Source organism: Micromonospora sp. CNZ322, assembly GCF_007827755.1.
The window spans coordinates 14,036-38,078 of sequence record NZ_VITD01000016.1; the positions used below are offsets into that span (position 1 = coordinate 14,036).

A 24,043-nucleotide genomic window follows, 5' to 3' on the forward strand; every position below is an offset into this window, starting at 1 on the left:
GCCCGAGGGGGCGTTCTGGGGGTGTCGGGCGTGTTTAGCGGTGATGATGTCGGGGTGGGGGAGGACATCGGCACTGAGGGCAGGGCAGGCGGGCGGGCGCGGCGGTCGCCGGGCGCGTCGGGGCGTACCGCGGAGGCGGTTGCGCCAACCGACGACGCGCGGGGGCCGGAACCGGGCGCGGCCGCGCGTGCGGCGGAACCGGCGGCGCCCGTGCCGCTGCGCGGTCTCGACGCGGCCGGCGGGCTCGCCGCGCTGCGCGGCCTGCTGGACCGGCCGCTGACCTCCTACTACCTGCTGCTGTCCTGCGCCGGCCTGCTGCTGCTGATCGGGCTGACCATGGTCTTCTCGGCGACCAGCGTGAAGGACTACGCCGAGGACGGCAACGCCTCGGCCTCGGTGACCAAGCAGGCCATCTTCGCGGTGATCGGCATCGGGGCGTTCTGGGTCTGCCAGCGCCTGCCGGCCAGCACCTACCGGTCGCTGGGCCGGCCGCTGCTGTTCACCTCGATCGGCCTCCTGGTGGTGCTCAACCTGCTGGTCGCCTACGCCCGGCTGACCAATCAACTGTCGGCCGGTTTCGGGCCGGTCGAGGCGCGACTGAACTGGCTGTTCGTCGGCGGCATCCAGCTACAACCGTCCGAGCTGGCCAAGTTCGCGATGGTGCTCTGGGGTGCGCACCTTGTCGCCCGCAAGGGCGCCGCGCTCGGTTGGTGGCGCGAACTGGCCACCCCGCTCTTCCCGGTGGTCGGCCTGCTCTTCGTCCTTGTCGGTTACAACGACACCGGCACGATGCTCTGTCTGCTGGCCCTGGTCGTGGGCCTGCTCTGGGCCGCCGGGGTGCGGATGCGGGTCTTCGGCGCCCTGGCCACGGCCGGTCTGATCGGGATCGGTCTGCTCGTGGCGGTGGCCTCGTTGGGCGCCGGCTCCGGCGAGCGCGGCGCTGACAACTACCGCCTCGCCCGGCTGGACATGTTCTTCAATCCGCCGGACCCGGAGACCTGCAAACTCAACGACTGCCTCCAGTTCTACCAGGGGCGGCTGGCCATCGAGCACGGTGGCTGGTTCGGTGTCGGGCTGGGCAAGGGCAGCCTGAAGTGGGACTGGCTGCCCGAGGCGCACAACGACTTCATCTTCGCGATCATCGCCGAGGAGTTGGGCGTGATCGGGTGCGTCGTGGTGCTCAGCCTCTTCGCGGTCCTCGCGTACACCGGTTTCCGGATCGCCCGGCGGGTCGACGACCCGTTCCGCCGGCTCGCCGCCACCGCCGTGACCACCTGGCTGGTCAGCCAGGCCGTGATCAACATCGGTGGGGTGGTGGGCCTGCTGCCGATCACCGGCCTGCCGTTGCCGTTCATCTCCGACGGCGGAAGTGCCCTGGTGGTGACGTTGGCCGGCATCGGCATGCTGGCGTCCTTCGCCCGCGCCGAACCCGATGCGGCCAGAGCACTGCATGCCCGTCCGCCGGCCCGGTGGGTCCGACTACTCTGGGCCCCGTTGCCGCCGCTTCCCGGCCGGCGTCGCCGACCGGCGACGCCGCCCGCTGGCCGAGGGTCCGTGCCCCGGTCCCGCGAGCGGCGCCATGACGATCAGGCCGCACCGCGCGGGGTCCGACAGGACCGCAGCCGCGGGGGTACGGCGAGCGAGAGGAGACGCTGATGGGTCCGCTGCGTTCGGTGGTGCTCGCGGGAGGTGGCACCGGGGGGCACGTCTACCCGCTGCTCGCCTTCGCCGACTGCCTGCGCCGACACGACCCGGGCGTCCGGATCACCTGCCTCGGCACACCCCGGGGCATGGAGAACGACCTGATCCCGCCGCAGGGCTACGACCTGCGCCAGATCCCGGCGTACCAGCTGCCCCGGTCGGTCAACATGAACCTGGTCCGCACCCCGGGCCGGATGTGGACCGCGGCGCGCGCCGCGGGCAAGGTGATCGACGAGGTGCGCGCCGAGGTGGTCGTCGGCTTCGGCGGGTACGTCTCGGTGCCGGCCTACCTGGCCGCGTGGCGTCGTGAGCTGCCCATGGTGATCCACGAGGTGAACGTGCCACCGGGCGTGGCCAACAAGCTGGGCATGAAGTTCACCAAGAACGTGGCCGTCGGCTTCCCGAACCAGCCGAGTCAGGCGGAGTCGCTGCGGGACGCCACAGTCGTCGGTGTGCCGCTGCGCCGCAGCATCGCCGGCCTGGACCGGTACGCGCTGCGCAACGCCGCCCGCGCCCACTTCGGGCTCCGCCCGGACCTGCCGGTGCTCTTCGTGTCCGGCGGCTCGTCCGGCGCCCGCTCGATCAACCTGGCGGTCTCCGGGGCGGCCAAGGAACTGGCCCGCAACGGCGTGCAGGTGCTGCACGTGATGGGCGCCCGCAACGAGCCGGTGCCGATCCCCACCGACCTGCCGGTGCCGTACGTGACGCTGCCGTACCTGTCCGAGATGGAGCTGGGCTACGCCGCCGCCGACCTGATGCTGGCCCGGGGCGGGGCGATGACCGTCGCCGAGGTGGCCGCGATCGGGCTGCCCACGATCTACGTGCCGTACCCGCACAGCAACCAGGAGCAGCGGCGCAACGCGCTGCCCGTTGTGGAGGCCGGCGGTGGGCTGCTGGTCGACGACGCGGAGCTCACCCCGGACTGGCTGGAGCGCACAGTCATCCCCCTCATCCGCGACCCGCAGCGGCTCTACAACATGGGTGCCGCCGCCGGGTCGTACGGCCGGCGCGACGGCGACGAGGCGTTGCGTTCCTTCGTGCTGGCGGCGGTGGCCCGATGACCGCGCAGTTCACCCCGGCCGGCACGCTCACCGCCGAGGACCTGGGCGCCGTCCACCTCATCGGAGTGGGTGGGGTGGGCATGCTCGGCGTGGCCCGGCTGCTGCTCACCCGCGGCATCCGGGTCTCCGGCAGCGACCTGCGGGAGTGGCCCTCGCTGGCCGGCCTGCGGGCACTCGGCGGCACCATCCACCTCAGCCACGAGGTGACCAACCTCGACGGCGTGGACACCGTCGTCTACTCGTCGGCCATTCCGCAGGACCATCTGGAGTTGGTCGAGGCCCGTCGGCGCGGCCTACGCGTGCTGCACCGCTCCGAGGCGCTCGCCGCGGCGATGACCGGCCGTCGGGCGGTGGCCGTCGCCGGCACGCACGGCAAGACCACCACCACCTCGATGGTGACGATGGTGCTCCAGCAGGCCGGAGTGGACCCGTCCTTCGTGATCGGCGGGGAGATCTCCGAGGTCGGTTCGGGCGCCCACCACGGCACCGGCGAGCACTTCGTGGTCGAGGCGGACGAGAGCGACCGCTCGTTCCTCATCTACCGCCCGTACGTCTCGATCATCACGAACGTCGAGGCGGACCACCTGAACACCTACGGCGACTACGCGACGCTGGAGGCGGCGTTCGTGGAGTTCGCCCGCCTCACCGACCCGGACGGGTTCATCATCACCTGCGCCGACGACCCGGGCGGTCGGCGGTTGGCCGAGAGCCTGCGGTCCGAGGGACGACGGGTCTTCACCTACGGCGAGGCGGCCGACGCCGACCTGCGGTTGACCGAGATCGTCTCCTCCGCGCGTGGGGTGCGCTACCTGGCCGCGATCGACGGCCGGTCGCTGGGCGAGTTCCGGCTGCCGGTGCCGGGGCGGCACATGGGGCTGAACAGCGCCGCCGCGGTGCTGGCCGCGTACCTGCTGGAACTGCCGCTGGAGGCGGCGGAGGCCGCGCTGGCGGTCTTCCCCGGGGTGCGACGGCGCTTCGAGCGCAAGGGTGTCGTGGACGGCGTGCTGGTCTACGACGAGTACGCCTACCACCCGACCTCGATGACCCTCGCCATGCAGACGTTGCGCGAGGTCGCCGGGGACGGCCGACTGATCGTCGTCTTCCAGCCGTACCGGCTGTACCGCACCCGCGACAACCAGGCGGAGATCGCCGAGGCGCTGGCCATCGCCGACGAGGTGGTGCTCCTGGAGGTCTTCGGGCCGGGTGAGTTGCGTCAGCCCGGCGAGGGCTCGGCGGCGCTGATCGCGGCGGTGGACCTGCCCGCCGACCGAAAGGTCTTCGTGGAGTCGTGGGAGCAGGCCCCGATCGAGGTGGCCCGTCGCGCCCGCTCCGGGGACGTGGTGGTCACCATGGGCGCCCCGCCGATCTCGCTGATGGGCGACGAGCTGCTGGCCGCCCTGGGTGAGCGTACGGCCGGCTCGGCACCGACCGCGACCGTCGACCCGGTGGCCACCACCCCGGCGATCGGTGATCCGGTGCCGGGCGGGACAACGTCCGGCGGCGACGGCGCGGCTCTCGGTGGCACCGCCGTGCCCGGCGGCTCGGCACCCACGGCCGGATGAGTCCCGGCCCGGCCCGAGGGCGGACCAGCGCCGCCGACGGCGGCGCCCCGCGCCGCGGTCCGGCCCGGCGGTGGCAGTTGGTCCGGGCGGGCCGCGACGCGGTACCGCCCTCGACCCGCCGGTTCATGGCTCGTGCCCGGCAGCGTCGCATGCGTGCGGCGCTGCCGTGGGCGGTGGCCGCCGGGGTGCTCGCCCTGGCCGGGCTGGTCGCCTGGACGGTGCTCGGCACCGGGCTGTTCGGTGTGCGGGAGGTACGCGTGGAGGGCGCCGACCTGGTCACCCCGGTGCAGGTGCACGACGCGGTCGGGGTGCCGGACGGGGTGCCGCTGGCCCGGGTGGACCTGACCGCCGCCGCCCGTCGGGTCGGTGCGCTGCCGGCGGTGGAGCGGGCCACGGTCTCCCGGGACTGGCCCGGCGCGCTGGTGGTGCGGGTGACCGAGCGGACCGCTGTGGCGGTGGTGCCGCAGGGCGAGGCGTTCGCCCTGATCGACCGGAGCGGGGTGGCGTTCCGGACCGTAGAGCGACGCCCCGCCGACCTGCCACAGGTGACGGTGGCCCGGCCGGCCGCCGACGACCCGGGCACCCGGGCCGCGCTGGAGGTGCTCGTAGCGCTGACGCCGCAGCTGCGCGCGGAGCTGGTGGACGTGAACGTGGCGGGGCTGGCCCGGATCAGCCTGCGGTTGCGCGGCGACCGGACGGTGGTCTGGGGCGACGCGACCCGGGGTACGGACAAGGCTCGGGTGGCCACCGCGCTGCTCGACGAGGACACCGATCGGATCGACGTGAGCGCGCCGGATGTGGTGACCTTTCGTTGACCGGTGAGCGTGCGCGGACGTGACCCGTGGCGCTCCGCGCGGCGACACGCCGCCCGGGTCCTTGGCTCATCGCGTGGTGGCGCTTACGTTGCCTCGAAGAGCTTCAGTGGTTGACATAACTGTAAGCCTCTAGTAGAGGGTTAGGGTTTACCCCTGATCCTCGTTGGTGACAGCTGTCGTCGGCCGCTGGTCTGGCCACGCCGTAACCGGTCGGCCGAAGCCAATCTCGAAGGAAAGGACCGGAGATGACACCTCCGCACAACTACCTGGCGGTCATCAAGGTCGTCGGCATCGGGGGCGGCGGCGTCAACGCCGTCAACCGGATGATCGAGGTTGGGCTCAAGGGCGTCGAGTTCATCGCGATCAACACCGATGCGCAGGCGCTGCTGATGAGCGACGCCGACGTCAAGCTCGACGTCGGCCGGGAGCTGACCCGTGGCCTGGGGGCCGGGGCCAACCCGGACGTCGGGAAGAACGCCGCCGAGGACCACCGCGACGAGATCGAGGAGGTGCTCAAGGGCGCCGACATGGTCTTCGTGACCTGCGGCGAGGGCGGCGGCACCGGCACCGGCGGCGCGCCCGTGGTGGCCAACATCGCCCGCAAGCTCGGCGCGCTGACCATCGGCGTCGTGACCCGGCCGTTCTCCTTCGAGGGCAAGCGCCGCCAGGTGCAGGCCGAGACGGGGATAGACGAGCTCCGCAACCAGTGCGACACGCTGATCGTCATCCCGAACGACCGGCTGCTGGCCCTGGGCGACCGCAACATCAGCATGATGGACGCGTTCCGCACGGCCGACCAGGTGCTGCTCTCGGGTGTGCAGGGCATCACCGACCTGATCACCACCCCGGGTCTGATCAACCTGGACTTCGCCGACGTCAAGAGCGTGATGAGCGGCGCCGGCAGCGCGTTGATGGGCATCGGCAGCGCCCGCGGCGAGAACCGCGCGGTCGAGGCGGCCGAGGCGGCCATCTCCAGCCCGCTGCTGGAGCAGAGCATGGACGGCGCGCGGGGCGTGCTGCTCTCCATCGCCGGCGGCTCCGACCTGGGCCTGTTCGAGATCAATGACGCCGCCCAGCTGGTCACCGACGCGGCCCACCCGGACGCCAACATCATCTTCGGTGCGGTCATCGACGACGCGCTCGGTGACGAGGTGCGGGTGACGGTCATCGCGGCGGGCTTCGACGGCGGCACGCCCGCGTACAAGGCGGCCGAGCCGACCCGCAAGACCAACACCAACCAGCCGGCACCACAGAGCACCCCGGCGCCGGCGCCGGCCACCAACCCGGCTCCGGCCCAGTCGCCGCGTCGCGTGCTCTTCGACGACGTGGACGTTCCCGACTTCCTCAAGAACGGGTCCTGAGCACCGCCGATGACCGACAGCTCAGCCACGGTACGACCAGATCGGCACGCCGAACTCGCTGCCGGTCTGGCCCAGGTTCGGACCCGGATCGATGACGCCTGCGCGCAGGCCGGGCGGGACCGCGCCGAGGTCACGATGATCGCGGTGACGAAGACCTACCCGGCCAGCGACGTGTTGGCGCTGGCCGGGCTCGGGGTGACCGACATGGGGGAGAACCGCGACCAGGAGGCAGCCGGCAAGGCCGCCGAGGTGGCTGCCGCCGGGGTGCGTCCCCGCTGGCACTTCATCGGCCAGTTGCAGCGCAACAAGGCCCGCTCGGTGGTCCGCTACGCCGACGTGGTGCACTCCGTCGACAGTGTCCGGCTGGCCCGGGCGTTGGCCACCGCCACCGCCGACCGGCAGGAGCCGCTCGACGCTCTGGTCCAGGTGAGCATCGACGGCGACGCGGCCCGCGGCGGAGCCCTGCCCGGTTCGGCGGATCCGGCCGCCGGTCTGGAGCCGGTGGCCGAGACGGTGGCCGACGCGCCGGGGTTGCGTCTGGTCGGTCTCATGGCGGTCGCTCCGCTGGGGTGGGAGCCGGAGCGGGCGTTCGCTCGGCTCGCGGAGGTAGCCGACGCGTTCGGGGCTGTCCATCCGGGAGCCACCGCGCTGTCCGCCGGTATGAGCGGAGATTTCGAAATCGCGATCCGTTACGGCGCGACACATGTCCGCGTCGGTAGCGCGTTGCTCGGAATGCGTCCCACGCTGCGGTAGCCTGACCGCGAGACAAGCAAATTACATCAGTGTTGTTTCAGGGGCGGGCGTCTCCTAGTCGGGGGTCGTGGCGCGCGACGCGAATCGCGCGCCGGGGGGATTGCCGTTCCGGTCCGATGGGCATGGTTGTCCACTCGCGACGGGCGACATGGCACGGGGGCGCGTGCCGCACGGCGGACGGAAGGGCGCGGGATGGGTGCACTGCGCAAGGCGGGGGTCTGGCTCGGTCTGGTCGAAGAAGACGACGAGCGGGCCTACGACGACGGTGGCTACGAAAAGGGTGGCTACCGCGACTCGCGTTACCGGCAGAGCCGGTACGCCGAGGAGTTCGCCGACGACGACGAGGACGACGCCGAGGAGCCGCCGGCTCCCCGGCCGCGCGACAGCGGGCGGGGTCGACTCTCCGACCGGTCGAGCGGGCGGTTGGGCGAGTCCGAGCGCGGTGACGGTGAGCGGCCGGAGCGGATCGAGCGGTCCAGCGTCCGGTCGATCACCCGGTCGTCGGCGGGCGAGACCTCCGGTGCGTTGACCTACCACACTCGGGACAACCTGGCCCTCGCGCCGCAGGTCACGTCGCGCGAGCGGGCCCTTCCCGAGGAGGAGCAGCGTTACCAGATCACCACGCTGCACCCCACCACCTACCGGGAGGCGCGCACCATCGGTGAGCACTTCCGCGACGGGGTCCCGGTGATCATCAATCTCACCGAGATGGATGAGGCCGATGCCCGCCGTCTGGTGGACTTCGCCGCCGGACTGGCGTTCGGCCTGCGCGGTACGATCGAGCGCGTGACCAATCGGGTGTTCCTGCTCTCACCGGCTAACGTCCAGGTCACCGCAGAGGACAAAGCCAAGATCGCTGAGGGCGGCTTTTTCAGTCTGAGTTGATCCCGCCCGACCCGAGGGACGTCGCTGACCGTGTTGTCGATCTTACTGCAAGTGTTGTACCTGATCCTTTATGTCTTCCTGCTCCTTCTTCTGTCCCGGTTCGTGTTGAGCGCCGTCCTGCAGTACGGCCGTCGCTGGCAACCGGGGCGTGGAGCATCGGCAGGATTGGAATCCGTGTGGAGCGTCACTGATCCCCCTCTCAACGCGTTGAGGCGTGTGATCCCTCCGCTGCGAATTGGTACCGTGAGCATCGACCTGGCCTCCCTTGTGCTCCTGGTTATCCTGTTCGTGCTGATGGAGTTCGTGTTAGGGCCGTCGATCAGGGCATCTGCCTGATGACCGACGCGCTTTCGCGGCCGCAACTGACCCGAGGAGTTTCGATGCCGCTGACCCCGGCCGACGTCCACAACGTCGCCTTCAAAAAGCCGCCGATCGGCAAACGGGGGTATGACGAGGAGGAGGTCGACGCCTTCCTGGATGAGGTCGAGCGCGAGCTCGCCCGTCTCATCGAGGAGAACAACGAGCTGCGCGCCCAGGTGGAGCGCGGCGGCCGTGGCGGTGCCCCCGCCGGCCCCGGCGGCGACGCCCGACTCGCGGCGGAGCTCAACGATGTCAAGGCCCAACTGGACCGGGTGCAGCGCGACAAGTCGGCGGCCGAGCAGGCTGCCCGCGCGATGCAGGCCGAGCTGGAGCAGGTCCGCGCTACCGGCGGCCCGGCCGGCGGCGTCACCGGTGACGGTGAGCAGCAGGCCCTGCGCGTGCTGATGATGGCCCAGCGCACCGCCGACGACCACGTGTCCGACGCTCGCCGCGAGGCCGACTCGCTGTTGTCCGAGGCTCGCAGCAAGGCCGAGGAGGTGACCCGGGAGGCGCGCGCCAAGGCTGACGCCCTTGAGCGGGACGCCCGCCAGCGGCACCAGGAGGCCATGGGCGGCCTGGACGCCAAGCGCACGGCGCTGCAGAAGCACATCGAGGAGCTCAAGCAGTTCGAGCGCGAGTACCGCACCCGGCTCAAGGCGTACCTGGAGAGCCAGCTGCGTGACCTCGACGGTCGTGGCCAGGGCCTCGAGGCCGAGATGACCCGCTCCGAAGCTGGCCGGGTCGCCGGCGGCAACGGGCTGGCCGCAGCGGGTCTCGCTGGTTCGTACGGCGGCGGCGGGCGCTCCGGCGCCCTCGAAGCCGGACGCTGAGCACCGGCCGGCGATCGCTGTCCGCCAATGGTGACGGTCGCCGGCCCAGCCTGGACGGTTCGACGCGGCGGGGGTGAGCCGTGATAGTCGCAAGTCTTCTGCTCATCCTCGTCGCGGTGGTGCTACTGGTGCTCGGCCTGGCCGGTGGCTCCAGCTTCTTGTTGGTCATCTCCATCGCGGCCAGTCTGCTGGCCGCCGTGGCGTTGGTGGTGGGCGCCCGCCAGGCAGCCGCCAACCGCGCCATGGCGGATCCCGGCCGGACCGACCGGCAGCACCCCGACGCGCCCCGCACGGCCAGCCAGGCCACACCGGGTGTCGCGTACGGGCCGCCGCTGGTCGAGCCGGAGGTGCCGGTCCAGCATGTGCCTTCGACGTTTGGTACCGGCGGCACCGGGTGGCGGCAACCACCCGAGCCGCCGGTCGACCAGGCGCCGCGGGTGGACTATGCGCCGCCGGTCGATGAGGCCTCGCCGGTCGACCCGCCGCACGTCGATGACGCGTCGCCGTTGGTGAGTGCGACGGACGGGGCACCCGCGCGGGCCCGGCCGGTCAGCCCGGCGTCGCCGATCGCGGCGTCGGCCGACGACGTGTTCGACCCGGCGGTCGCGGCGGTCGACGAGCCGGCCGCCCAGCAGATCACGGCCGCCGAGGCGGCCCGGGTGGCCCGACTGCTCGACGCCGTCGAGGTCGTCGACGGCCGCCCCCGTTACCACCTGGACGGCTGCCCCCACCTGATCGGCTGGCAGCCCGAGACGTTGCCGGTCGCCGAGGCCGTGGAACTCGGCTTCACCCCGTGCGCGCACTGCGCGCCGGCGACTGCTCTCCTCGCCGACGCCCGGCCGATCTGAAGCGGCGCCGGTGCCCGCGCAGGACACGCTCACCGTGGCGGTACGGGTGAAGCCCGGCGCCTCCCGGGACCGGGTGGGTGGCCGCTTCGACGGCCCGCACGGGCCCGCCCTCGTGATCGCGGTCCACGACCCGGCCGTCGACGGTCGGGCCACCGAGGCCGCCCGCCGGGCGTTGGCCGGCGCGTTGGGCGTCCGACCGGCCGCCGTGTCACTTCGTGCCGGCGCGGCCAGCCGGGACAAGCTCTTCCTCGTCGATCGACCCGGCCCGGAGTTGCCCGAGGTGCTGCGCCGCCTGCGCGACGGATCCGCCGAGTGAGGACAGCCCAGGCAAGGCAGCCGTGACGCCCGGGTTGGATATCGCGCTGCTGCTCGGTGCGGCAGTGCTGCTGGTCGCTGTCGGCGCGGTGCGACTGTCCACCCGGCTCGGCGTGCCCAGCCTCCTGGTCTACCTGGCGTTGGGCGTGGCGATCGGCGAGGGCGGGCTGGGCATCCGGTTCGACGACGTCGAGCTGACCCGGACCCTCGGCTTCTGCGCGCTGATCGTGATCATCGCGGAGGGCGGCCTCACCGCCCGGTGGACCACGCTGCGTCCGGTGCTCGGGCTGGCCTCCGCGCTCTCCACGGTCGGCGTGATCGTCAGCATCGTGGTTGTCGGCGTCGCCGTGCACCTGCTGCTGGGGTTGGACTGGCGGTTGGCGCTGCTCTACGGCGCGGTGCTCTCGTCCACCGACGCGGCGGCCGTCTTCGCCACCCTGCGCCGACTGCGGTTGCCGCCCCGGCTGGTGGCGACCCTGGAGGCCGAGTCGGGGATGAACGACGCCCCGGTGGTGCTGCTGGTGGTGCTGCTGTCCCACCAGGGCTTCTCGCACCCGTGGTGGTACGAGGCCGCGCTGGTCTGCTACGAGCTGGGCGTCGGTGCGGCGGTGGGCGTGGCCGCGGGCGTCGCCGGCACCTGGGCGCTGCGCCGGGCGGCGCTGCCCTCGGCCGGGCTCTACCCGATCGCCGCGGTGGGCATCACCGTGCTGGCGTACGCCGCGGGGGCGGTTCTGCACGCCTCGGGCTTCCTCGCCGTCTATGTGGCAGGGGTGCTGCTGGGCAACGCCCGCCTGTCGCACCGGCAGGCGATTCTCGGTTTCGCGGACGGGCTGGCCTGGCTCGCCCAGATCGGGTTGTTCGTGCTGCTCGGGTTGCTGGCCTCGCCGGGCCGGCTGGACGCGGCGGTGCTGCCCGCGGTGGTCGCCGGGCTGGCTCTGGTGCTCCTGGCCCGACCGTTGTCGGTGGCCGTCTCGGCGTTGCCGTTCCGGGTCGGCCTTCGAGAACAGGCGTTCCTGTCCTGGGCCGGGCTGCGCGGGGCGGTGCCGATCGTGCTGGCCACCATCCCGCTCTCCGAGCGGGTGCCCGGCGCGGAGCGGCTCTTCGACGTGGTCTTCGTGCTGGTGGTGATCTTCACGCTGGTGCAGACCGGGACGCTGGGGTCGTTCGCCCGCCGGTTGCGGGTGACCGCGCCGGCCGAGGCCGCCGAGATCCACGTGGAGACCGCGCCGCTGGAGCGAATGCGGGCGGACCTGCTCCAGGTGGAGGTGCCACCGGGCTCACGACTGGCCGGCGTGCACGTCGACGAGCTGCGCCTTCCGCTGGGCGCGTCGGTGACCCTGGTGCTGCGCGACGGCGTGGGCTTCGTGCCCGCACCGGACACCCGGTTGAAGACCGGCGACAGTCTGCTGATCGTGGCGACCGCCGGGGTGCGGGACGCGGCGGAACGGCGGTTGCGGGCGGTTAGTCGGCGGGGTCGTCTGGCCCGATGGTTTGGTGAGTACGGGGATGAGGTGCCCAATTGATCTGCTAGCGTTCCCTTTGCCCCAGTTAGGCAGGGCTAGGGGCTGTTAAACGGTGCGACGGTGCGGCACGTTGTCGGACGCCTGTACGTTCCGTATTCTTGCCAACCTCCGGAGTGCGCGGCCATCGTCGCCGTGCGCCCCTTTTCGTACATAGGGGACGCCCTGGTCGGCGCCCCCTGTCCAGGCGCCGCGGACCGCGCGGTTCCCCGGCCGAGGGAGCGACCCATGGCGAAGCCAGCCGACACCAGGACCGCCGGGCGCAAGCCGGTGGCGAAGGCCACCCGCAGCACGGCGGAGACCGAGAAGATCCGGGCGGCGCTGGCGGCGCGTCGGGACGAGCTTCGTGCCGAGTACGATCAGACGCTGAGTGAGATCACCGAGCTGCAGCGCGATCGGCTGACCGACTCGGCCGGGGACGACCAGGCCGACACGGGCACCAAGACGCTCGAGCGGGAGCAGGAGATCTCTCTCGCCAACAGCATTCTGGAACGGATCACGCAGGTGGAGCGCGCTCTGGAGCGCCTCGACGAGGGTGGTTACGGCTGGTGCGAGCGGTGCGGCAACCCGATCCCGGTCGAGCGCCTCGCCGCCTTCCCGTCGGCCACCCTGTGTGTGACGTGCAAGCAGCTGGAGGAGCGGCGCTGAGGTCCGTTCCCCGGCGGCGATGAGACGGTGAGTGATCACCGCCAAGACTGTCGATGGGGAGCGCATGACCGCAGTACCGTCCGCCGAACCCGGCCGCACCGATCCGGGCGGCGGCACCCGCCGGTCCCGGGCCGTCGCGATTCTCGCCGGAGTCGCCCTGGTGGCCCTGCTGGCCGACCTGGTCACCAAACACCTCGCGCTGGCCGCACTGACCGACCGGGAGCCGGTCCGGCTGCTCGGCGGGTTCGTCTACCTGAGCCTGACCCGCAACAGCGGCGCGGCCTGGAGCATCGGCTCGGACCACACCTGGATCTTCCCACTGATCACCATCGGTGTGGTCGGCTGGATCGTCTGGATGGCACTGCGGCTGCGCTCGCTGCCCTGGGCGATCTCGCTCGGCCTGGTGCTCGGTGGCGCGTTGGGCAACCTCGCCGACCGGATCTTCCGGGCGCCGTCCCCGTTCCACGGGCACGTGGTCGACATGATCAGCCTCTTCGACCCGTACGGTCAGGTCTGGCCGGTGTTCAACCTGGCCGACAGTGCGCTGGTCTGCGGCGTGCTGCTGGCCGTCCTGTTGGAGCTGACCGGCCGTCAGCGTGACGGCCGGCGGGCGGGGCGCGACGGCGACCCGGCCACGACGGACGCCGCCGCGTCGGGTGCCGAGCAGCGGGAGCGGGCATGACCTCCGCGTTCGCCGCTGGCGGCGACCACCGTTCCCTTCCGGTTCCGGACGGCCTCGACGGCATGCGCCTGGACCAGGCCGTGTCCCGCCTGTTCGGGCTCTCCCGCACCGCCGCCGCGGCCCTGGTCGACGCCGGGGACGCGCTGGTCGACGGCTCCGCCCGGCCCAACTCGCACAAGGTCAAGGCCGGCTCCTGGCTGGACGTCACGCTGCCCGCCCCGGTCGCACCGCCGACTGTGGTGCCGCAGGCGGTGCCCGGCCTGCGGGTCGTCTACGCCGACGACGACATCGTCGTGGTCGACAAGCCGGTCGGGGTGGCCGCGCACCCGAGCCCCGGGTGGACCGGGCCGACGGTGATCGGCGCGCTCGCCGCGATCGGGCACCGCATCTCCACCAGTGGCGCCGCCGAGCGCCAGGGCGTGGTGCACCGGCTCGACGTGGGCACCACCGGGATCATGGTGGTGGCCAAGAGCGAGCAGGCGTACACGGCGTTGAAGCGGGCCTTCAAGTACCGCGAGGTCGACAAGGGCTACCACGCGGTGGTGCAGGGCCACCTGGACCCGCTGCGCGGCACCGTCGACGCGCCGATCGACAGGCACCCCACCCACGACTACCGCTGGGCGGTGGTCTCCGGCGGCAAGCCGAGCATCACCCACTACGACACTCTGGAGGCGTTCCCGGCGGCGAGCCTGGTCGACGTCCGGTTGGAGACCGGCCGGACGCACCAGATCCGGGTGCACTTCTCCACCATGCGGCACCCCTGTGTGGGTGACCTCACCTACGGCGCCGATCCCACCCTCTCGGCCCGTCTCGGCCTGGCCCGACAGTGGCTGCACGCCCGCGAACTGAGCTTTCTGCACCCCCGAACGGGGGACGAGGTCCGGTTCGTCAGCGACTACCCTGACGACCTGGACCGTGCGCTTCAGATTCTGCGTGACTGAGCGGCGACCGCCCGACACCGTTCCACAGAGGGGATCCCGCCCGTGCGCGCCGGCAACCTGCTGCGGCAGCTGGACCAGCGGTTGCTGCCGCCGCTGACCCGGGCCGTGGCCCGGCTGGGTGACCGGTCGGCGCGCTCTGGCGTGCTCAGTTGGGCCGCGGTGCTCTCCGCGGCGGCGGTGTTGGGCACCGCCGTCTGGGCCGTCGACGACACTCCGGTCGGCGACCGGACTGTCGGCGAGGTGACCCGGGTCGGTGTTGCCGACGGCGACTCCGTCCCCGGCTACCTGCGGTCCGCCGCGGCCGACCTGGCCGCGCTGCCCGCATCCGCCCCGGCGGCCGAGGACGGGACGTACGCGCTGGTCACGCTCGACGCGTACCTGCCTCCGCAGCGGCTGGCGACGGTGCTCGGCGACGTCGGGGTCTCGACCGTCTTCGGGCGGGTTCCGCTGCCCGGCCGGCAGACCGAGATCGTCAAGATCCCCGCGCTGCGGGTGCCCGACGACGTGGTCGCCGGGATGGAACAGGTGGCGGCCCGCAAGGAGACCGAGGCCGCCGACTACCGGGCCAGGGCCGCCGCGGTCGACGGCGACGGGGTGGGCGAGCGGGAGTTGCGGGAGCAGTACGCCAGCGGCGCCGAGGTGGCCGCCGCCGAGGCGGCCGCGTACCGCACCGGCTGCGCCTGCGTCTACGCGGCGGTGGTTCGCGCGACGCCGGTGGCGCTGCGCGGTGTCGCGGCCCGGCCGGATGTACGGGCGGTCGACCCCGCCCCCGAGGTGTACCGGCTGGACCGGACGGTCTTCACGCCGCCCCTGCCCGAGCAGCGTGACGTGGTGCGCCCGCCGGTCGACACCGGGCCAAGCCCCGCGCCGACCCAGTCCGAGCGGCCAGCGCCGGTGATCAGTGCACCGACGCCGTCGCCCCCCGTGGGCGAATCGTCGGAACCTGCACCAGTCGTGACCATTCCGTCACCCGAACCGTCGAAGCCGGAGCCCACCGAGTCGGCGCCGCCGAGTGTCACCACCTCGCCGGACGCCATCCTCACCGAGCCGTCGCCGCCACCGCCGTCGTCGTGATCTGCACCGGCTGGTGTGCGCTCTGAGGTGTGGTCCGAATAGGGTTGGGTTCGTAGCCTGTCAGACAGAGATCGATGGCGCTGGGAGGGCGGGCCGTGGAGGGCAGTGAGACCGGCTGGGGCCGGCCGGCCGAACCAGCGCCGCGGTGGCGCGCGCTGTTGGACCGTGCCCGGCTGGGCGGTCGCGGCGCGGAGCAGACCGAGCCGGAGCGGCGCGGCGAGGAACCGCCGCCGGACCCGCTGCCACGGCGTGCGGCCCCCAACGGCTACGCCGGGCGGGCACCCGCCATCGGGCATCCGGCCGACCTGTCGTATGGGGCGGAGCCCGGTTACCGGGCCGAGGCGACCTACCGCGTCGACCCCGCGTACCGGGCCGAGCCCGCGTACCGGGCCGAGCCGGACTACCGGGCCGAGCCCGCGTACCGGGCCGAGCCGGGTTATCGGGCCGAGCCGGACTACCGAGCGGAGCCGGCGTACCGGACCGAGCAGCCGGACTACCGCGCTGAGCCCGGCTACCGGGCCGAGCCGGGCTACCGCGCTGAGCCGGACTACCTCGCCACGCCCGGCTACCGGGCCGAGCCGGACTACCGGGCTGACCCGGGTTACCGGGCCGAGCCGGACCACCGGGCCGAGCCGACGTACCGGGCCGAGCCCGAGCCGCCGGCACGCGGCCCCGACCCGGTCCCGTCGCGCTACGCGTTGCTGGACAACGGCTACCGACCGGGCGACCCGCCGGTGGAATCGCGGTACGCCCTGCTGGAGACCGGCTACCAGCCGGAGACCGGCTACCCGGCCGCCGCGCCACCGCCCCCGCCGGTCGCCCCATCGCCTGCGCCGCCGGTCGCCGTGCCAGTCACGCCGCCCGTCCCGCCACCACCCGCCCCGGCGGTCGGCTCGGCGGTCGCCGAACGTGCCTACCCGACCCGGATCGAATGGCGCCCACCGGCCGTCGACCAGGAGCAGGAGCGCGCCAACGGAGTGCTCCAACGCGACCTGGGCACGCCCCGGGTGTTCGCCTTCGCCAACCCCAAGGGCGGGGTGCACAAGACGACCGCCACCGTGCTCGCCGCGGCGACGGTCGGCAGCGTCCGCGGCAAGGGCGTGCTGGCCTGGGACGACAACGAGCTGCGTGGCACCCTCGGCCTGCGCGCCGGCAGCGCCCGGCACGCCCGGACGATCCGGCACCTGATCAGCGATCTGGCCCAGATCGAGATCCTGGAGGGCGCGACCCTGCTGGACCGGCTCGACGACTACCTGCGGCACGCCTCCGACGGCTCGTACGACGTGCTGGCCGGCGAGGAGAGCCCGCGCTTCGCCCAGCGACTGGACCAGTTCACCGTCCGACGGGTGCTGGAGCTGCTGCGGCGCACCCACGACGTGGTCTGCGTCGACACCGGCAACAACGTGGAGAGCCCCAACTGGCGCACCGTGATGCAGGCCGCCGACCAGCTGGTGGTGACCACAGTGCCCCGGGAGGACGCGGCGTTCAGCGCGGACTGGATGCTCGACCTGCTGCACGAGGAGGGCATGGGCGAGTTGGCGGACAACGCGATCACCCTCATCTCCTGCCCGACCCCGGGTCGCTCGACGCTCCAGGACGACCTGGAGCGGCACTTCGCCACCCGTACTCGGGGCGTGGCCGTCGTCCCGTACGACCCGGCTCTGGAGACCGGGTCGTCGATTGAGTACCACCAGCTCCAGCCGGAGACGCGGCAGGCGTGGCTGCGGGCCGCGGCGATGATGGTGGAGCCGTTCGCCCGGTGAGCTGGACTGCCGCCACCGGAGCCCCGACCGTGCACCGGGCCTGAGAGGATCATCGGGTGAGCCCGGACAACCCCGACCGTGAGCGGCCCGTCGACGAGCCCGACCAACCCGCGCCACCCCGTACGCCGGACGCGAAACCGGCGGAGGTCGACCCGTCGGCCGGGACCGCGCCGGGCGAGTTCGGTCCGGGCCAACCGCCGGCCTCGGCGGCGTACCAGAGCTCGCTGGAGCTTCGGTTCGACGAACCGCGTCGTCCGCTGCGTGCCCTGGCGACGGTGCTGGGCGCCGTGCTCGCGCTGGCCGCGCTGGGTGTGCCGCTCGGGCTGCTCTGGGCCGCGCTCGCGCCGGACACCCCGGTGCTCAAGACCGCCGAGGGGGCGATCTACGCCGAGCCGCAACCGGAGCAGCCGATCGCCGCCGACGGGTGGTTCAGCCTGCTCGGGCTCGCCTTCGGGCTGCTCGTGGCGCTCACCCTGTGGTTCGTGCTGCGTCGGCGGCGCGGCCCGGTCGGGTTGCTCGCCGCGGTGCTCGGCACCCTGGCCGCCGCGCCGGTGGCCTGGCAGGTGGGACGGCGGATCGGTCTGGGCACCTTCGACCGGCTGCTGGCGACCGCCCCGGCCGGGCAGGCCTTCAGCAAACCCGCCGACCTGCGGGCCGGTGGAGTCGACTGGCTGCTCGGCGTGTTGCCGGTGCCGCACGGCAACCTGCTGCTGCCGGCGTTCGGGGCCGCGGTCATGTACACCCTGCTGGCCGGCTGGTCGCGGTGGCCGGGGCTACGCCCGGAGCCCGAGCCGGGGGATTTCAGTTGGGTGTCGGCGGGGACGCCAGCTCCGACAGCGGCACCGGAACCGCCCGCACCTGACGCAGCAGAGCCGCCTCGCGGTTGAGCAACCGCAGCTCGGCGCGGAGCCGGGAGGCGGTGTCGTCGATCGCCAGCAGCCGTTGCCGGTCGTCGACGGTGAGCGCCGCGGTCGCCGCCACCAGGTGTGAGAGCACGGTCGGGTCCTCCGGCAACTGCTCGGAGATCTCCTCCGGGTCGGACCGGATCAGGCCGAGGTACTGCCGGAACACCGCGATCACCCGGGCGGCCAGCAGGTCGGCCACCTCGTCCGGGCCGCCCGGGTCGGGCAGCCACTCGACGTCGGCGGTCAGGTAGGGCTCGGCGCTGTCGTCGACCGCGGCGATGCGGAACCGGCGGCGGCCGACCGTGACGATGTCGAAACCGCCGTCGGCCAACTCGGTCACCTGGCGCAGCTCGGCGGTGCAGCCCACCTCGTGCAGTGTCACCTCGCCGACGCTCGACGTGGCCGGGGCGCCGGCGGGCGCGACCTCCCAGCCGGCCTGGATGGCCACCACGCCGAACTCGCGCGGGGCACCCTCGGGCAGGCCGACCAGGTGCCGGACCAGCGCCCGGTAGCGCTCCTCGAAGATGTGCAGCGGCAGCACCAACCCGGGAAAGAGCACCGTTGCGAGCGGGAACACCGGCAGCCGTGCGGTCACATGGTCGAGCCTAACCAATCTCGGCACCGAGGGCGTGGCCCGGCTCACCGTCCCGGCGGACGGGCGGCTCGGGTGGACGTCGAGCCGGCCGCCTAGACTCGCAAGGGTGCTGAATCGGATCGACCTGCGCGACGGTCTCGGTGACCCGCGCCGCCTGCTGCCCCGTGCCCAGCTCGACGTGTCCGTCGCCGTCGAGCGCATCCGGCCCCTGGTGGAGGCGGTCCGTGAGCATGGGTACCCAGCGATCCGGGAGGCCAGCGTTCGGTTCGACGGCATCTCCCCGGAGGTGCTGCGGGTGCCGGTCGAGGCGATCACCGAGGCGGAGGGGGTGCTCGACCCGGCGGTGCGTGCCGCGCTGCTGGAGTCCATCGCCCGGGCCCGTCGGGTCCACGCCGACCAGCGGCGCACCGACCACACCACGAAGGTGGTGCCCGGCGGCACTGTCACCGAGCGGTGGCTGCCGGTCGACCGGGTCGGCCTCTACGTGCCCGGTGGCCTGGCGATGTACCCGTCGACAGTGGTGATGAACGTGGTGCCCGCCCAGGCGGCCGGGGTGCGCTCGCTGGTGGTGGCCAGCCCGCCGCAGAAGGACAACGGCGGCCTACCCGATCCCCGCGTGCTCGCCGCGTGCGCGCTGCTCGGCGTCGACGAGGTCTACGCCGTGGGCGGGGCCCAGGCGGTGGCGATGCTGGCGTACGGCGCGGCGGTGGACCCGGCGGGGGAGCTGCGGTGCGACCCCGTCGACCTGATCACCGGCCCCGGCAACATCTGGGTGACCGCCGCCAAGCGGCTGCTGCGCGGCGTGGTCGGCATCGACGCCGAGGCCGGGCCGACCGAGATCGCCATCCTGGCCGACGACACCGCCGACCCGGCGCACGTGGCCGCCGACCTGATCAGTCAGGCCGAGCACGACCCGCTGGCCGCGAGCGTGCTGGTCACCCCGTCGGTGGCGCTGGTCGAGGCGGTCGAGGCGGAGTTGGCCCGGCAGGTTCCGGCGACCAAGCACACCGAGCGGGTCACCACGGCGCTGACCGGTGAGCAGAGCGGCGTGGTCCTGGTCGACGACCTCGAGGCGGGGCTGCGGGTGGTCGACGCGTACGCGGCCGAGCACCTGGAGATCCAGACGGTGGACGCCCGGGAGTGGGCGCTGCGGGTCCGCAACGCCGGAGCGATCTTCGTGGGCGCCTGGTCGCCGGTGTCGCTCGGCGACTACTGCGCCGGCTCCAACCACGTGTTGCCCACCGGCGGCTGCGCCCGGCACTCCTCCGGCCTGTCCGTGCAGTCCTTCCTGCGCGGCGTGCACCTGATCGAATACACCGAGGCAGCGCTGCGCGAGGTGGCCCCGCACGTGGTCACCCTGGCCAACGTGGAGGACCTGCCCGCGCACGGCCAGGCGGTCCAGGCCCGTTTCCCGGGAGGACCGGCGTGACCAACCTGGACGATCTGCCGATCCGGGCCGACCTGCGGGGGCTGTCGCCGTACGGGGCGCCGCAGTTGGACGTGCCGGTGCGGCTCAACACCAACGAGAATTCCCACCCGGTGCCGGAGCCGGTGGTCGAGGCCATCGGCAAGGCGCTCGCGGCCGAGCTGCGCGAGCTGAACCGCTACCCGGACCGGGACGCGGTGGCGCTCCGCGCCGACCTGGCCGAATATCTGGGGCACGGGCTCACCGTCGAGCAGGTGTGGGCGGCCAACGGCTCCAACGAGATCCAGCAGCAGCTGCTCCAGGCGTTCGGCGGGCCGGGGCGCACCGCGCTCGGCTTCGTTCCGGCGTACTCGATGCACCCCCTGCTGGCCCTCGGCACCAGCACCCGGTGGGTGCCCGCCGCGCGCGGCGTCGATTTCGGGTTGACCGCCGAGGAGGCGGTCGCCCAGGTCCGCGAGCACCGGCCGGACGTGGTCTTCCTCTGCTCGCCGAACAACCCCACCGGCACGGCACTGGACCCGGCGGTGATCGCTGCGGTGCTCGACGTCGCGCCCGGCATGGTGGTCGTCGACGAGGCGTACGCCGAGTTCGCCCGACCCGGGACGGTCAGCGCCCTCGCGGTGCTGCCCGGCCACCCACGGCTGGTGGTCACCCGGACGATGAGCAAGGCGTTCGGCTTCGCCGGTGGCCGGCTGGGTTACCTGGCCGCCGACCCGGCGGTGGTGCGGGCGGTGCAGCTCGTCCGTTTGCCGTACCATCTCTCCGCGCTCACCCAGGCCGCCGCACGCGCGGCGGTGGCCCACCGCGACGCCCTTCTCGGTACGGTGAGCGCGATCATGGCGCAGCGGGACCGGATCGTGGCGACGCTGCGCGAGCGGGGGTTGCGGGTCGCCGACAGCGACGCCAACTTCGTGCTCTTCGAGGTGGGCGGCGACCAGACCGTCGTCTGGAACGCCCTGCTGGCGCAGGGGGTGCTGGTCCGTGACGTCGGCCTGCCCGGCTGGCTGCGGGTGACCGCCGGCACCGCCGCCGAGACCGACGCCTTCCTTTCTGCAATGGAGACTTCGCAATGAGTCGGACCGCCCGGGTGGAACGGATCACCAAGGAGACCAAGGTCCTCGTCGAGATCGATCTCGACGGCACCGGTGCCGCCGAGATCAGCACCGGCGTCGGCTTCTACGACCACATGCTGCACCAGATCGCCCGGCACGGCGGCTTCGACCTGACCGTGCGCACCGTGGGTGACCTGGAGATTGACGCGCACCACACGATCGAGGACACCGCGCTCGCCCTGGGTGCGGCGTTCGACCAGGCACTGGGCGACAAGGCCGGCATCCGGAGGTACGGCTCGGCGACCGTGCCGATGGACGAGGTGCTGGTCCGGGCCGCGGTGGACCTCTCCGGTCGGCCGTACGTGGTGCACGACGAGCCGGTGCTCGCCCCCTACATCGGGCCGGTGTACGCGACCAGCATGACCCGGCACATCTGGGAGTCCTTCGGCCAGGCGGCCCGGGTCACGCTGCACGTCGACGTGCTGCGGGCGGCCCGGCCGGGTGGTCACCCGGACGCGCACCACGTGGTGGAGGCGCAGTTCAAGGCGGTCTCCCGCGCGTTGCGCGAGGCCACCTCGATCGACCCGCGTTCGGCCGGAGCGATTCCGAGCACGAAGGGCGCGCTCTGATGGGTGCCGCGTTGCCGACGTTGCTGCTGATTCTGGCCGGGGTGCTGGTGGGCGGCACCTGGTCGCTGTACCGGCAGGGCGCGCCGAAGGCCGCCGTGCTGATCACCGCGGCGCTCGCGGTGCTCGCCACGGTCGCCGGGGTGCTGCGGCTGCTGCCGGAGAACGGGTGATCGGGGTGACGACATGAGTGACGTGGTGGTGCTCGACTACGGCTCGGGCAACCTGCGCTCGGCGGAGCGGGCGCTGGCCGCCGCCGGAGCGGACGTCCGGGTGACCGACGACCTGGCCGCGGCGGCTGCCGCCGATGGTCTGGTGGTGCCGGGTGTGGGCGCTTACGCGGCGTGCATGGCGGGGATCGAGGCGCTGGGCGCCGGCCCGGTGATCGCCGAACGGGTAACTGCCGGCCGGCCGGTGCTCGGCATCTGCGTGGGCATGCAGGTGCTTTTCGAGCACGGTGACGAGCACGGAGTGGTGACCAAGGGGCTGGGGCTGCTGCCCGGCGGGGTGACCCGGCTGGCCGCCAACCGGTTGCCGCACATGGGCTGGAACACGGTTCGGGCGCCGCGGGAGTCGGTGCTGTTCGCCGGGTTGACGGAGCAGAGTCGGTTCTACTTCGTCCACTCGTACGCGATGGGCGACCCGGCGGCGCTGGCCGCTGCGGGTGCCACGGTGACCACCGCCCACCACGACACGGATTTCGTCGCGGCGGTGGAGCGTGGCTCGTTGTCGGCGGCCCAGTTCCACCCGGAGAAGTCCGCCGACACCGGTGCCGCGCTGCTGCGCAACTGGCTCGCCACGTTGCCCAGCGGTGACTGAGCGCCGTCGCGCGGTGCCCGAGCGGCGGGCGTCGCGGTGAGCCGGGAGCGCGCCCGACGGCGGGCCGAGCGGGAGGCGGAGCAGGCCCGGGAGCGGGCGGTCCGGCAGCGCCAGGTCGCCCGGCGGCAACGTCGTCGCGCTGTGGTCCGCACCTTGACGCCGCGGCTGCGGCGGGGTCGCTCCGGGCGGCTGGCCCGGCACACTCGGGGTGAGCGGGCCGCGATCGTGCTGCTCACCGGCGCGGCGTTGATCCTGATCTGGACGTTCGTCGACAACCTGGCGTTGCGTATCGCGCTGATCGTGCTCCTGCTGCTCGTACTGCCGGCGATCGTGGTGATCGCCCTGGACCGTCGTACCTGATCGAGGAGAAGACCTTGAGCCTCACCCTGTTACCCGCCGTGGATGTCGCTGACGGCCGGGCCGTCCGGCTCGTGCAGGGCGCCGTCGGAAGCGAGAGCATCTACGGCGACCCGTTGGACGCGGCGCTGGCCTGGCAGCAGGACGGCGCGGAGTGGATCCACCTGGTCGACCTGGACGCGGCGTTCGGTCGGGGCACCAACGCGCACCTGCTCGCGGAGGTGGTGCGGCAGTTGGACGTGAAGGTGGAGCTCTCCGGTGGCATCCGTGACGACGAGTCGCTGCGCGCGGCGCTGGGCACCGGTGCGGCCCGGGTGAACATCGGGACCGCCGCTCTGGAGGACCCGGTCTGGTGTGACCGGGTGGTCGCGGAGTACGGCGACCGGGTGGCCATCGGGCTGGACGTGCGGGGTCACACCCTGTCGGCGCGGGGTTGGACCCGCGACGGTGGCGACCTGTACGAGGTGCTGGAGCGGTTGGACAAGGCGGGCGCGAGCCGGTACGTGGTCACCGACATCACCAAGGACGGCACGATGCGCGGGCCGAACCTGGATCTGCTGCGCGAGGTGTGTGCCCGTACGGACCGGCCGGTGATCGCCTCGGGTGGGGTGTCCACCCTGGACGACCTGCGGGCGTTGGCGACCCTGGAGTCGGCCGGGGTGGAGGGCGTGATCGCCGGCAAGGCGCTCTACGCGGGTGCCTTCACTGTGGCCGAGGCGCTGCGGACGCTGGCCGAGGCGTGACGACGACCCGGCTGGGGTCGGGCGGCCCGTGGGAGCAGCGATACGGGTACTCCCGGGTGGTCCGGGCCGGTGAGCGGGCCTGGACGGCCGGTTGCACGGCGACTGTGGACGGCCGGGTGGTGCACGTCGGTGACGCGGCCGCGCAGACCGCGCAGGCGCTGCGGATCGGGCTGGCCGCGCTCGCCGAGGTGGGTGCGGAGCCGGGTGATGTGGTTCGAACCAGGATGTACGTGACGGACCGGCTGCACGCCGACGAGGTGGGTCGGGCGCACAACGCGGTCTTCGGCGCGGTCCGGCCGGCGGCCACCCTGGTGGTGGTGGCCGGTCTGCTGGACCCGGAGCACCTGGTCGAGGTGGAGTTGGAGGCGTACCTCGGCGATCGCTGAGGTACCCGCCCGGGT

General features: G+C 72.9%; 27 protein-coding genes. 26 read left to right on the plus strand and 1 reads right to left on the minus strand.

The window, feature by feature from the left end:
• The first annotated feature begins 210 nt into the window (after nt 1-210).
• The 18 genes from FB453_RS28335 (at nt 211) to FB453_RS28420 (ending at nt 18,006) form a co-directional block, all read left to right on the plus strand.
• The gene (locus FB453_RS28335) at nt 211-1,656 is read left to right on the plus strand and encodes a peptidoglycan glycosyltransferase FtsW (RefSeq protein ID WP_145795350.1); all 1,446 of its coding nucleotides are present in this window, start codon (nt 211-213) and stop codon (nt 1,654-1,656) included.
• Entirely contained in the window at nt 1,656-2,762 is a 1,107-nt protein-coding gene (gene murG, locus FB453_RS28340; protein WP_091407701.1) for an undecaprenyldiphospho-muramoylpentapeptide beta-N-acetylglucosaminyltransferase, read from the plus strand. The genes FB453_RS28335 and murG overlap by 1 nt, the downstream gene beginning before the upstream one ends.
• Entirely contained in the window at nt 2,759-4,324 is a 1,566-nt protein-coding gene (murC, locus tag FB453_RS28345; protein ID WP_145795164.1) for a UDP-N-acetylmuramate--L-alanine ligase, read from the plus strand. Before murG ends, murC begins: the two co-directional genes overlap by 4 nt.
• Entirely contained in the window at nt 4,321-5,139 is an 819-nt protein-coding gene (locus tag FB453_RS28350) for a cell division protein FtsQ/DivIB (RefSeq protein ID WP_112582746.1), read from the plus strand. The genes murC and FB453_RS28350 overlap by 4 nt, the downstream gene beginning before the upstream one ends.
• Before the next feature lie 245 nt (nt 5,140-5,384).
• Nucleotides 5,385-6,500, plus strand: a complete 1,116-nt coding sequence (ftsZ, locus tag FB453_RS28355; protein ID WP_091407710.1) for a cell division protein FtsZ — start codon at nt 5,385-5,387, stop codon at nt 6,498-6,500.
• A gap of 9 nt (nt 6,501-6,509) precedes the next feature.
• On the plus strand, nt 6,510-7,253 hold the full coding sequence (locus tag FB453_RS28360) for a YggS family pyridoxal phosphate-dependent enzyme (protein WP_145795166.1): 744 nt from the start codon (nt 6,510-6,512) through the stop codon (nt 7,251-7,253).
• Nucleotides 7,254-7,445: 192 nt separating this feature from the next.
• Nucleotides 7,446-8,138 carry a cell division protein SepF gene (locus FB453_RS28365; RefSeq protein WP_112582744.1) on the plus strand — a complete coding sequence of 231 codons (693 nt, stop codon included), beginning with the start codon at nt 7,446-7,448 and terminating at the stop codon, nt 8,136-8,138.
• Between the two features lie 30 nt (nt 8,139-8,168).
• Entirely contained in the window at nt 8,169-8,474 is a 306-nt protein-coding gene (locus FB453_RS28370) for a YggT family protein (protein ID WP_030334503.1), read from the plus strand.
• Nucleotides 8,475-8,518: 44 nt separating this feature from the next.
• Nucleotides 8,519-9,328 (plus strand): DivIVA domain-containing protein, encoded by an 810-nt coding sequence (locus tag FB453_RS28375; RefSeq protein WP_145795168.1) that lies wholly within the window; start codon nt 8,519-8,521, stop codon nt 9,326-9,328.
• An 80-nt stretch (nt 9,329-9,408) separates the two neighbouring features.
• Nucleotides 9,409-10,176: a ribonuclease E domain-containing protein gene (locus tag FB453_RS28380; protein WP_145795170.1), complete on the plus strand. Its 768-nt coding sequence runs from the start codon at nt 9,409-9,411 to the stop codon at nt 10,174-10,176.
• Nucleotides 10,177-10,186: 10 nt separating this feature from the next.
• Complete coding sequence (locus FB453_RS28385) at nt 10,187-10,492, plus strand: DUF167 domain-containing protein (protein ID WP_112582742.1); 306 nt, start codon at nt 10,187-10,189, stop codon at nt 10,490-10,492.
• Nucleotides 10,493-10,514: 22 nt separating this feature from the next.
• Nucleotides 10,515-12,014: a potassium/proton antiporter gene (locus FB453_RS28390; protein WP_145795172.1), complete on the plus strand. Its 1,500-nt coding sequence runs from the start codon at nt 10,515-10,517 to the stop codon at nt 12,012-12,014.
• Nucleotides 12,015-12,239: 225 nt separating this feature from the next.
• On the plus strand, nt 12,240-12,659 hold the full coding sequence (locus tag FB453_RS28395; protein ID WP_030334492.1) for a TraR/DksA family transcriptional regulator: 420 nt from the start codon (nt 12,240-12,242) through the stop codon (nt 12,657-12,659).
• A 64-nt stretch (nt 12,660-12,723) separates the two neighbouring features.
• Nucleotides 12,724-13,341 (plus strand): signal peptidase II, encoded by a 618-nt coding sequence (lspA, locus tag FB453_RS28400; RefSeq protein ID WP_145795174.1) that lies wholly within the window; start codon nt 12,724-12,726, stop codon nt 13,339-13,341.
• A complete protein-coding gene (locus tag FB453_RS28405; protein ID WP_145795176.1) occupies nt 13,338-14,282 on the plus strand; it encodes an RluA family pseudouridine synthase in 945 nt (314 codons plus the stop codon). Before lspA ends, FB453_RS28405 begins: the two co-directional genes overlap by 4 nt.
• 42 nt (nt 14,283-14,324) lie before the next feature.
• On the plus strand, nt 14,325-15,356 hold the full coding sequence (locus FB453_RS28410; RefSeq protein WP_145795178.1) for a hypothetical protein: 1,032 nt from the start codon (nt 14,325-14,327) through the stop codon (nt 15,354-15,356).
• A gap of 95 nt (nt 15,357-15,451) precedes the next feature.
• The gene (locus tag FB453_RS28415; RefSeq protein WP_486480505.1) at nt 15,452-17,119 is read left to right on the plus strand and encodes a MinD/ParA family ATP-binding protein; all 1,668 of its coding nucleotides are present in this window, start codon (nt 15,452-15,454) and stop codon (nt 17,117-17,119) included.
• A gap of 56 nt (nt 17,120-17,175) precedes the next feature.
• Nucleotides 17,176-18,006, plus strand: a complete 831-nt coding sequence (locus FB453_RS28420) for a DUF2567 domain-containing protein (protein WP_112603515.1) — start codon at nt 17,176-17,178, stop codon at nt 18,004-18,006.
• On the opposite strand, the gene FB453_RS28425 is transcribed toward FB453_RS28420, so the two are convergent.
• Nucleotides 17,921-18,619, minus strand: coding sequence for an LON peptidase substrate-binding domain-containing protein (locus FB453_RS28425; protein WP_145795183.1), 699 nt, complete (start codon nt 18,617-18,619; stop codon nt 17,921-17,923). The genes FB453_RS28420 and FB453_RS28425 overlap by 86 nt on opposite strands.
• A gap of 106 nt (nt 18,620-18,725) precedes the next feature.
• Here FB453_RS28425 and hisD point away from each other — a divergent pair, with 106 nt between their 5' ends.
• The 8 genes from hisD to FB453_RS28460 are packed head-to-tail and all read left to right on the plus strand — an operon-like array spanning nt 18,726 to nt 24,028.
• Nucleotides 18,726-20,048, plus strand: a complete 1,323-nt coding sequence (gene hisD / locus FB453_RS28430) for a histidinol dehydrogenase (protein ID WP_112732526.1) — start codon at nt 18,726-18,728, stop codon at nt 20,046-20,048.
• The gene (locus FB453_RS28435; RefSeq protein WP_145795185.1) at nt 20,045-21,118 is read left to right on the plus strand and encodes a histidinol-phosphate transaminase; all 1,074 of its coding nucleotides are present in this window, start codon (nt 20,045-20,047) and stop codon (nt 21,116-21,118) included. The genes hisD and FB453_RS28435 overlap by 4 nt, the downstream gene beginning before the upstream one ends.
• Nucleotides 21,115-21,726, plus strand: a complete 612-nt coding sequence (hisB, locus tag FB453_RS28440) for an imidazoleglycerol-phosphate dehydratase HisB (protein ID WP_030334475.1) — start codon at nt 21,115-21,117, stop codon at nt 21,724-21,726. Before FB453_RS28435 ends, hisB begins: the two co-directional genes overlap by 4 nt.
• A complete protein-coding gene (locus FB453_RS34455; protein WP_167362522.1) occupies nt 21,726-21,896 on the plus strand; it encodes a hypothetical protein in 171 nt (56 codons plus the stop codon). Before hisB ends, FB453_RS34455 begins: the two co-directional genes overlap by 1 nt.
• 13 nt (nt 21,897-21,909) lie before the next feature.
• Nucleotides 21,910-22,542, plus strand: a complete 633-nt coding sequence (gene hisH, locus FB453_RS28445) for an imidazole glycerol phosphate synthase subunit HisH (RefSeq protein WP_145795187.1) — start codon at nt 21,910-21,912, stop codon at nt 22,540-22,542.
• Between the two features lie 36 nt (nt 22,543-22,578).
• Nucleotides 22,579-22,902 carry a hypothetical protein gene (locus FB453_RS28450; RefSeq protein WP_112603507.1) on the plus strand — a complete coding sequence of 108 codons (324 nt, stop codon included), beginning with the start codon at nt 22,579-22,581 and terminating at the stop codon, nt 22,900-22,902.
• Between the two features lie 14 nt (nt 22,903-22,916).
• Nucleotides 22,917-23,642 (plus strand): bifunctional 1-(5-phosphoribosyl)-5-((5-phosphoribosylamino)methylideneamino)imidazole-4-carboxamide isomerase/phosphoribosylanthranilate isomerase PriA, encoded by a 726-nt coding sequence (gene priA, locus FB453_RS28455; RefSeq protein ID WP_091407754.1) that lies wholly within the window; start codon nt 22,917-22,919, stop codon nt 23,640-23,642.
• The gene (locus FB453_RS28460) at nt 23,639-24,028 is read left to right on the plus strand and encodes a RidA family protein (RefSeq protein WP_112582733.1); all 390 of its coding nucleotides are present in this window, start codon (nt 23,639-23,641) and stop codon (nt 24,026-24,028) included. The genes priA and FB453_RS28460 overlap by 4 nt, the downstream gene beginning before the upstream one ends.
• Nucleotides 24,029-24,043: the final 15 nt, after the last annotated feature.

What these genes read in the sequence shown, in the direction of transcription:
- murG (WP_091407701.1), top strand. Translation starts at nt 1,656, where the DNA reads ATGGGTCCGCTGCGTTCGGTGGTGCTCGCGGGAGGTGGCACCGGGGGG.
- murC (WP_145795164.1), top strand. Translation starts at nt 2,759, where the DNA reads ATGACCGCGCAGTTCACCCCGGCCGGCACGCTCACCGCCGAGGACCTG.
- FB453_RS28350 (WP_112582746.1), top strand. Translation starts at nt 4,321, where the DNA reads ATGAGTCCCGGCCCGGCCCGAGGGCGGACCAGCGCCGCCGACGGCGGC.
- ftsZ (WP_091407710.1), top strand. Translation starts at nt 5,385, where the DNA reads ATGACACCTCCGCACAACTACCTGGCGGTCATCAAGGTCGTCGGCATC.
- FB453_RS28360 (WP_145795166.1), top strand. Translation starts at nt 6,510, where the DNA reads ATGACCGACAGCTCAGCCACGGTACGACCAGATCGGCACGCCGAACTC.
- FB453_RS28365 (WP_112582744.1), top strand. Translation starts at nt 7,446, where the DNA reads ATGGGTGCACTGCGCAAGGCGGGGGTCTGGCTCGGTCTGGTCGAAGAA.
- FB453_RS28375 (WP_145795168.1), top strand. Translation starts at nt 8,519, where the DNA reads ATGCCGCTGACCCCGGCCGACGTCCACAACGTCGCCTTCAAAAAGCCG.
- FB453_RS28395 (WP_030334492.1), top strand. Translation starts at nt 12,240, where the DNA reads ATGGCGAAGCCAGCCGACACCAGGACCGCCGGGCGCAAGCCGGTGGCG.
- lspA (WP_145795174.1), top strand. Translation starts at nt 12,724, where the DNA reads ATGACCGCAGTACCGTCCGCCGAACCCGGCCGCACCGATCCGGGCGGC.
- FB453_RS28405 (WP_145795176.1), top strand. Translation starts at nt 13,338, where the DNA reads ATGACCTCCGCGTTCGCCGCTGGCGGCGACCACCGTTCCCTTCCGGTT.
- hisB (WP_030334475.1), top strand. Translation starts at nt 21,115, where the DNA reads ATGAGTCGGACCGCCCGGGTGGAACGGATCACCAAGGAGACCAAGGTC.
- FB453_RS34455 (WP_167362522.1), top strand. Translation starts at nt 21,726, where the DNA reads ATGGGTGCCGCGTTGCCGACGTTGCTGCTGATTCTGGCCGGGGTGCTG.
- hisH (WP_145795187.1), top strand. Translation starts at nt 21,910, where the DNA reads ATGAGTGACGTGGTGGTGCTCGACTACGGCTCGGGCAACCTGCGCTCG.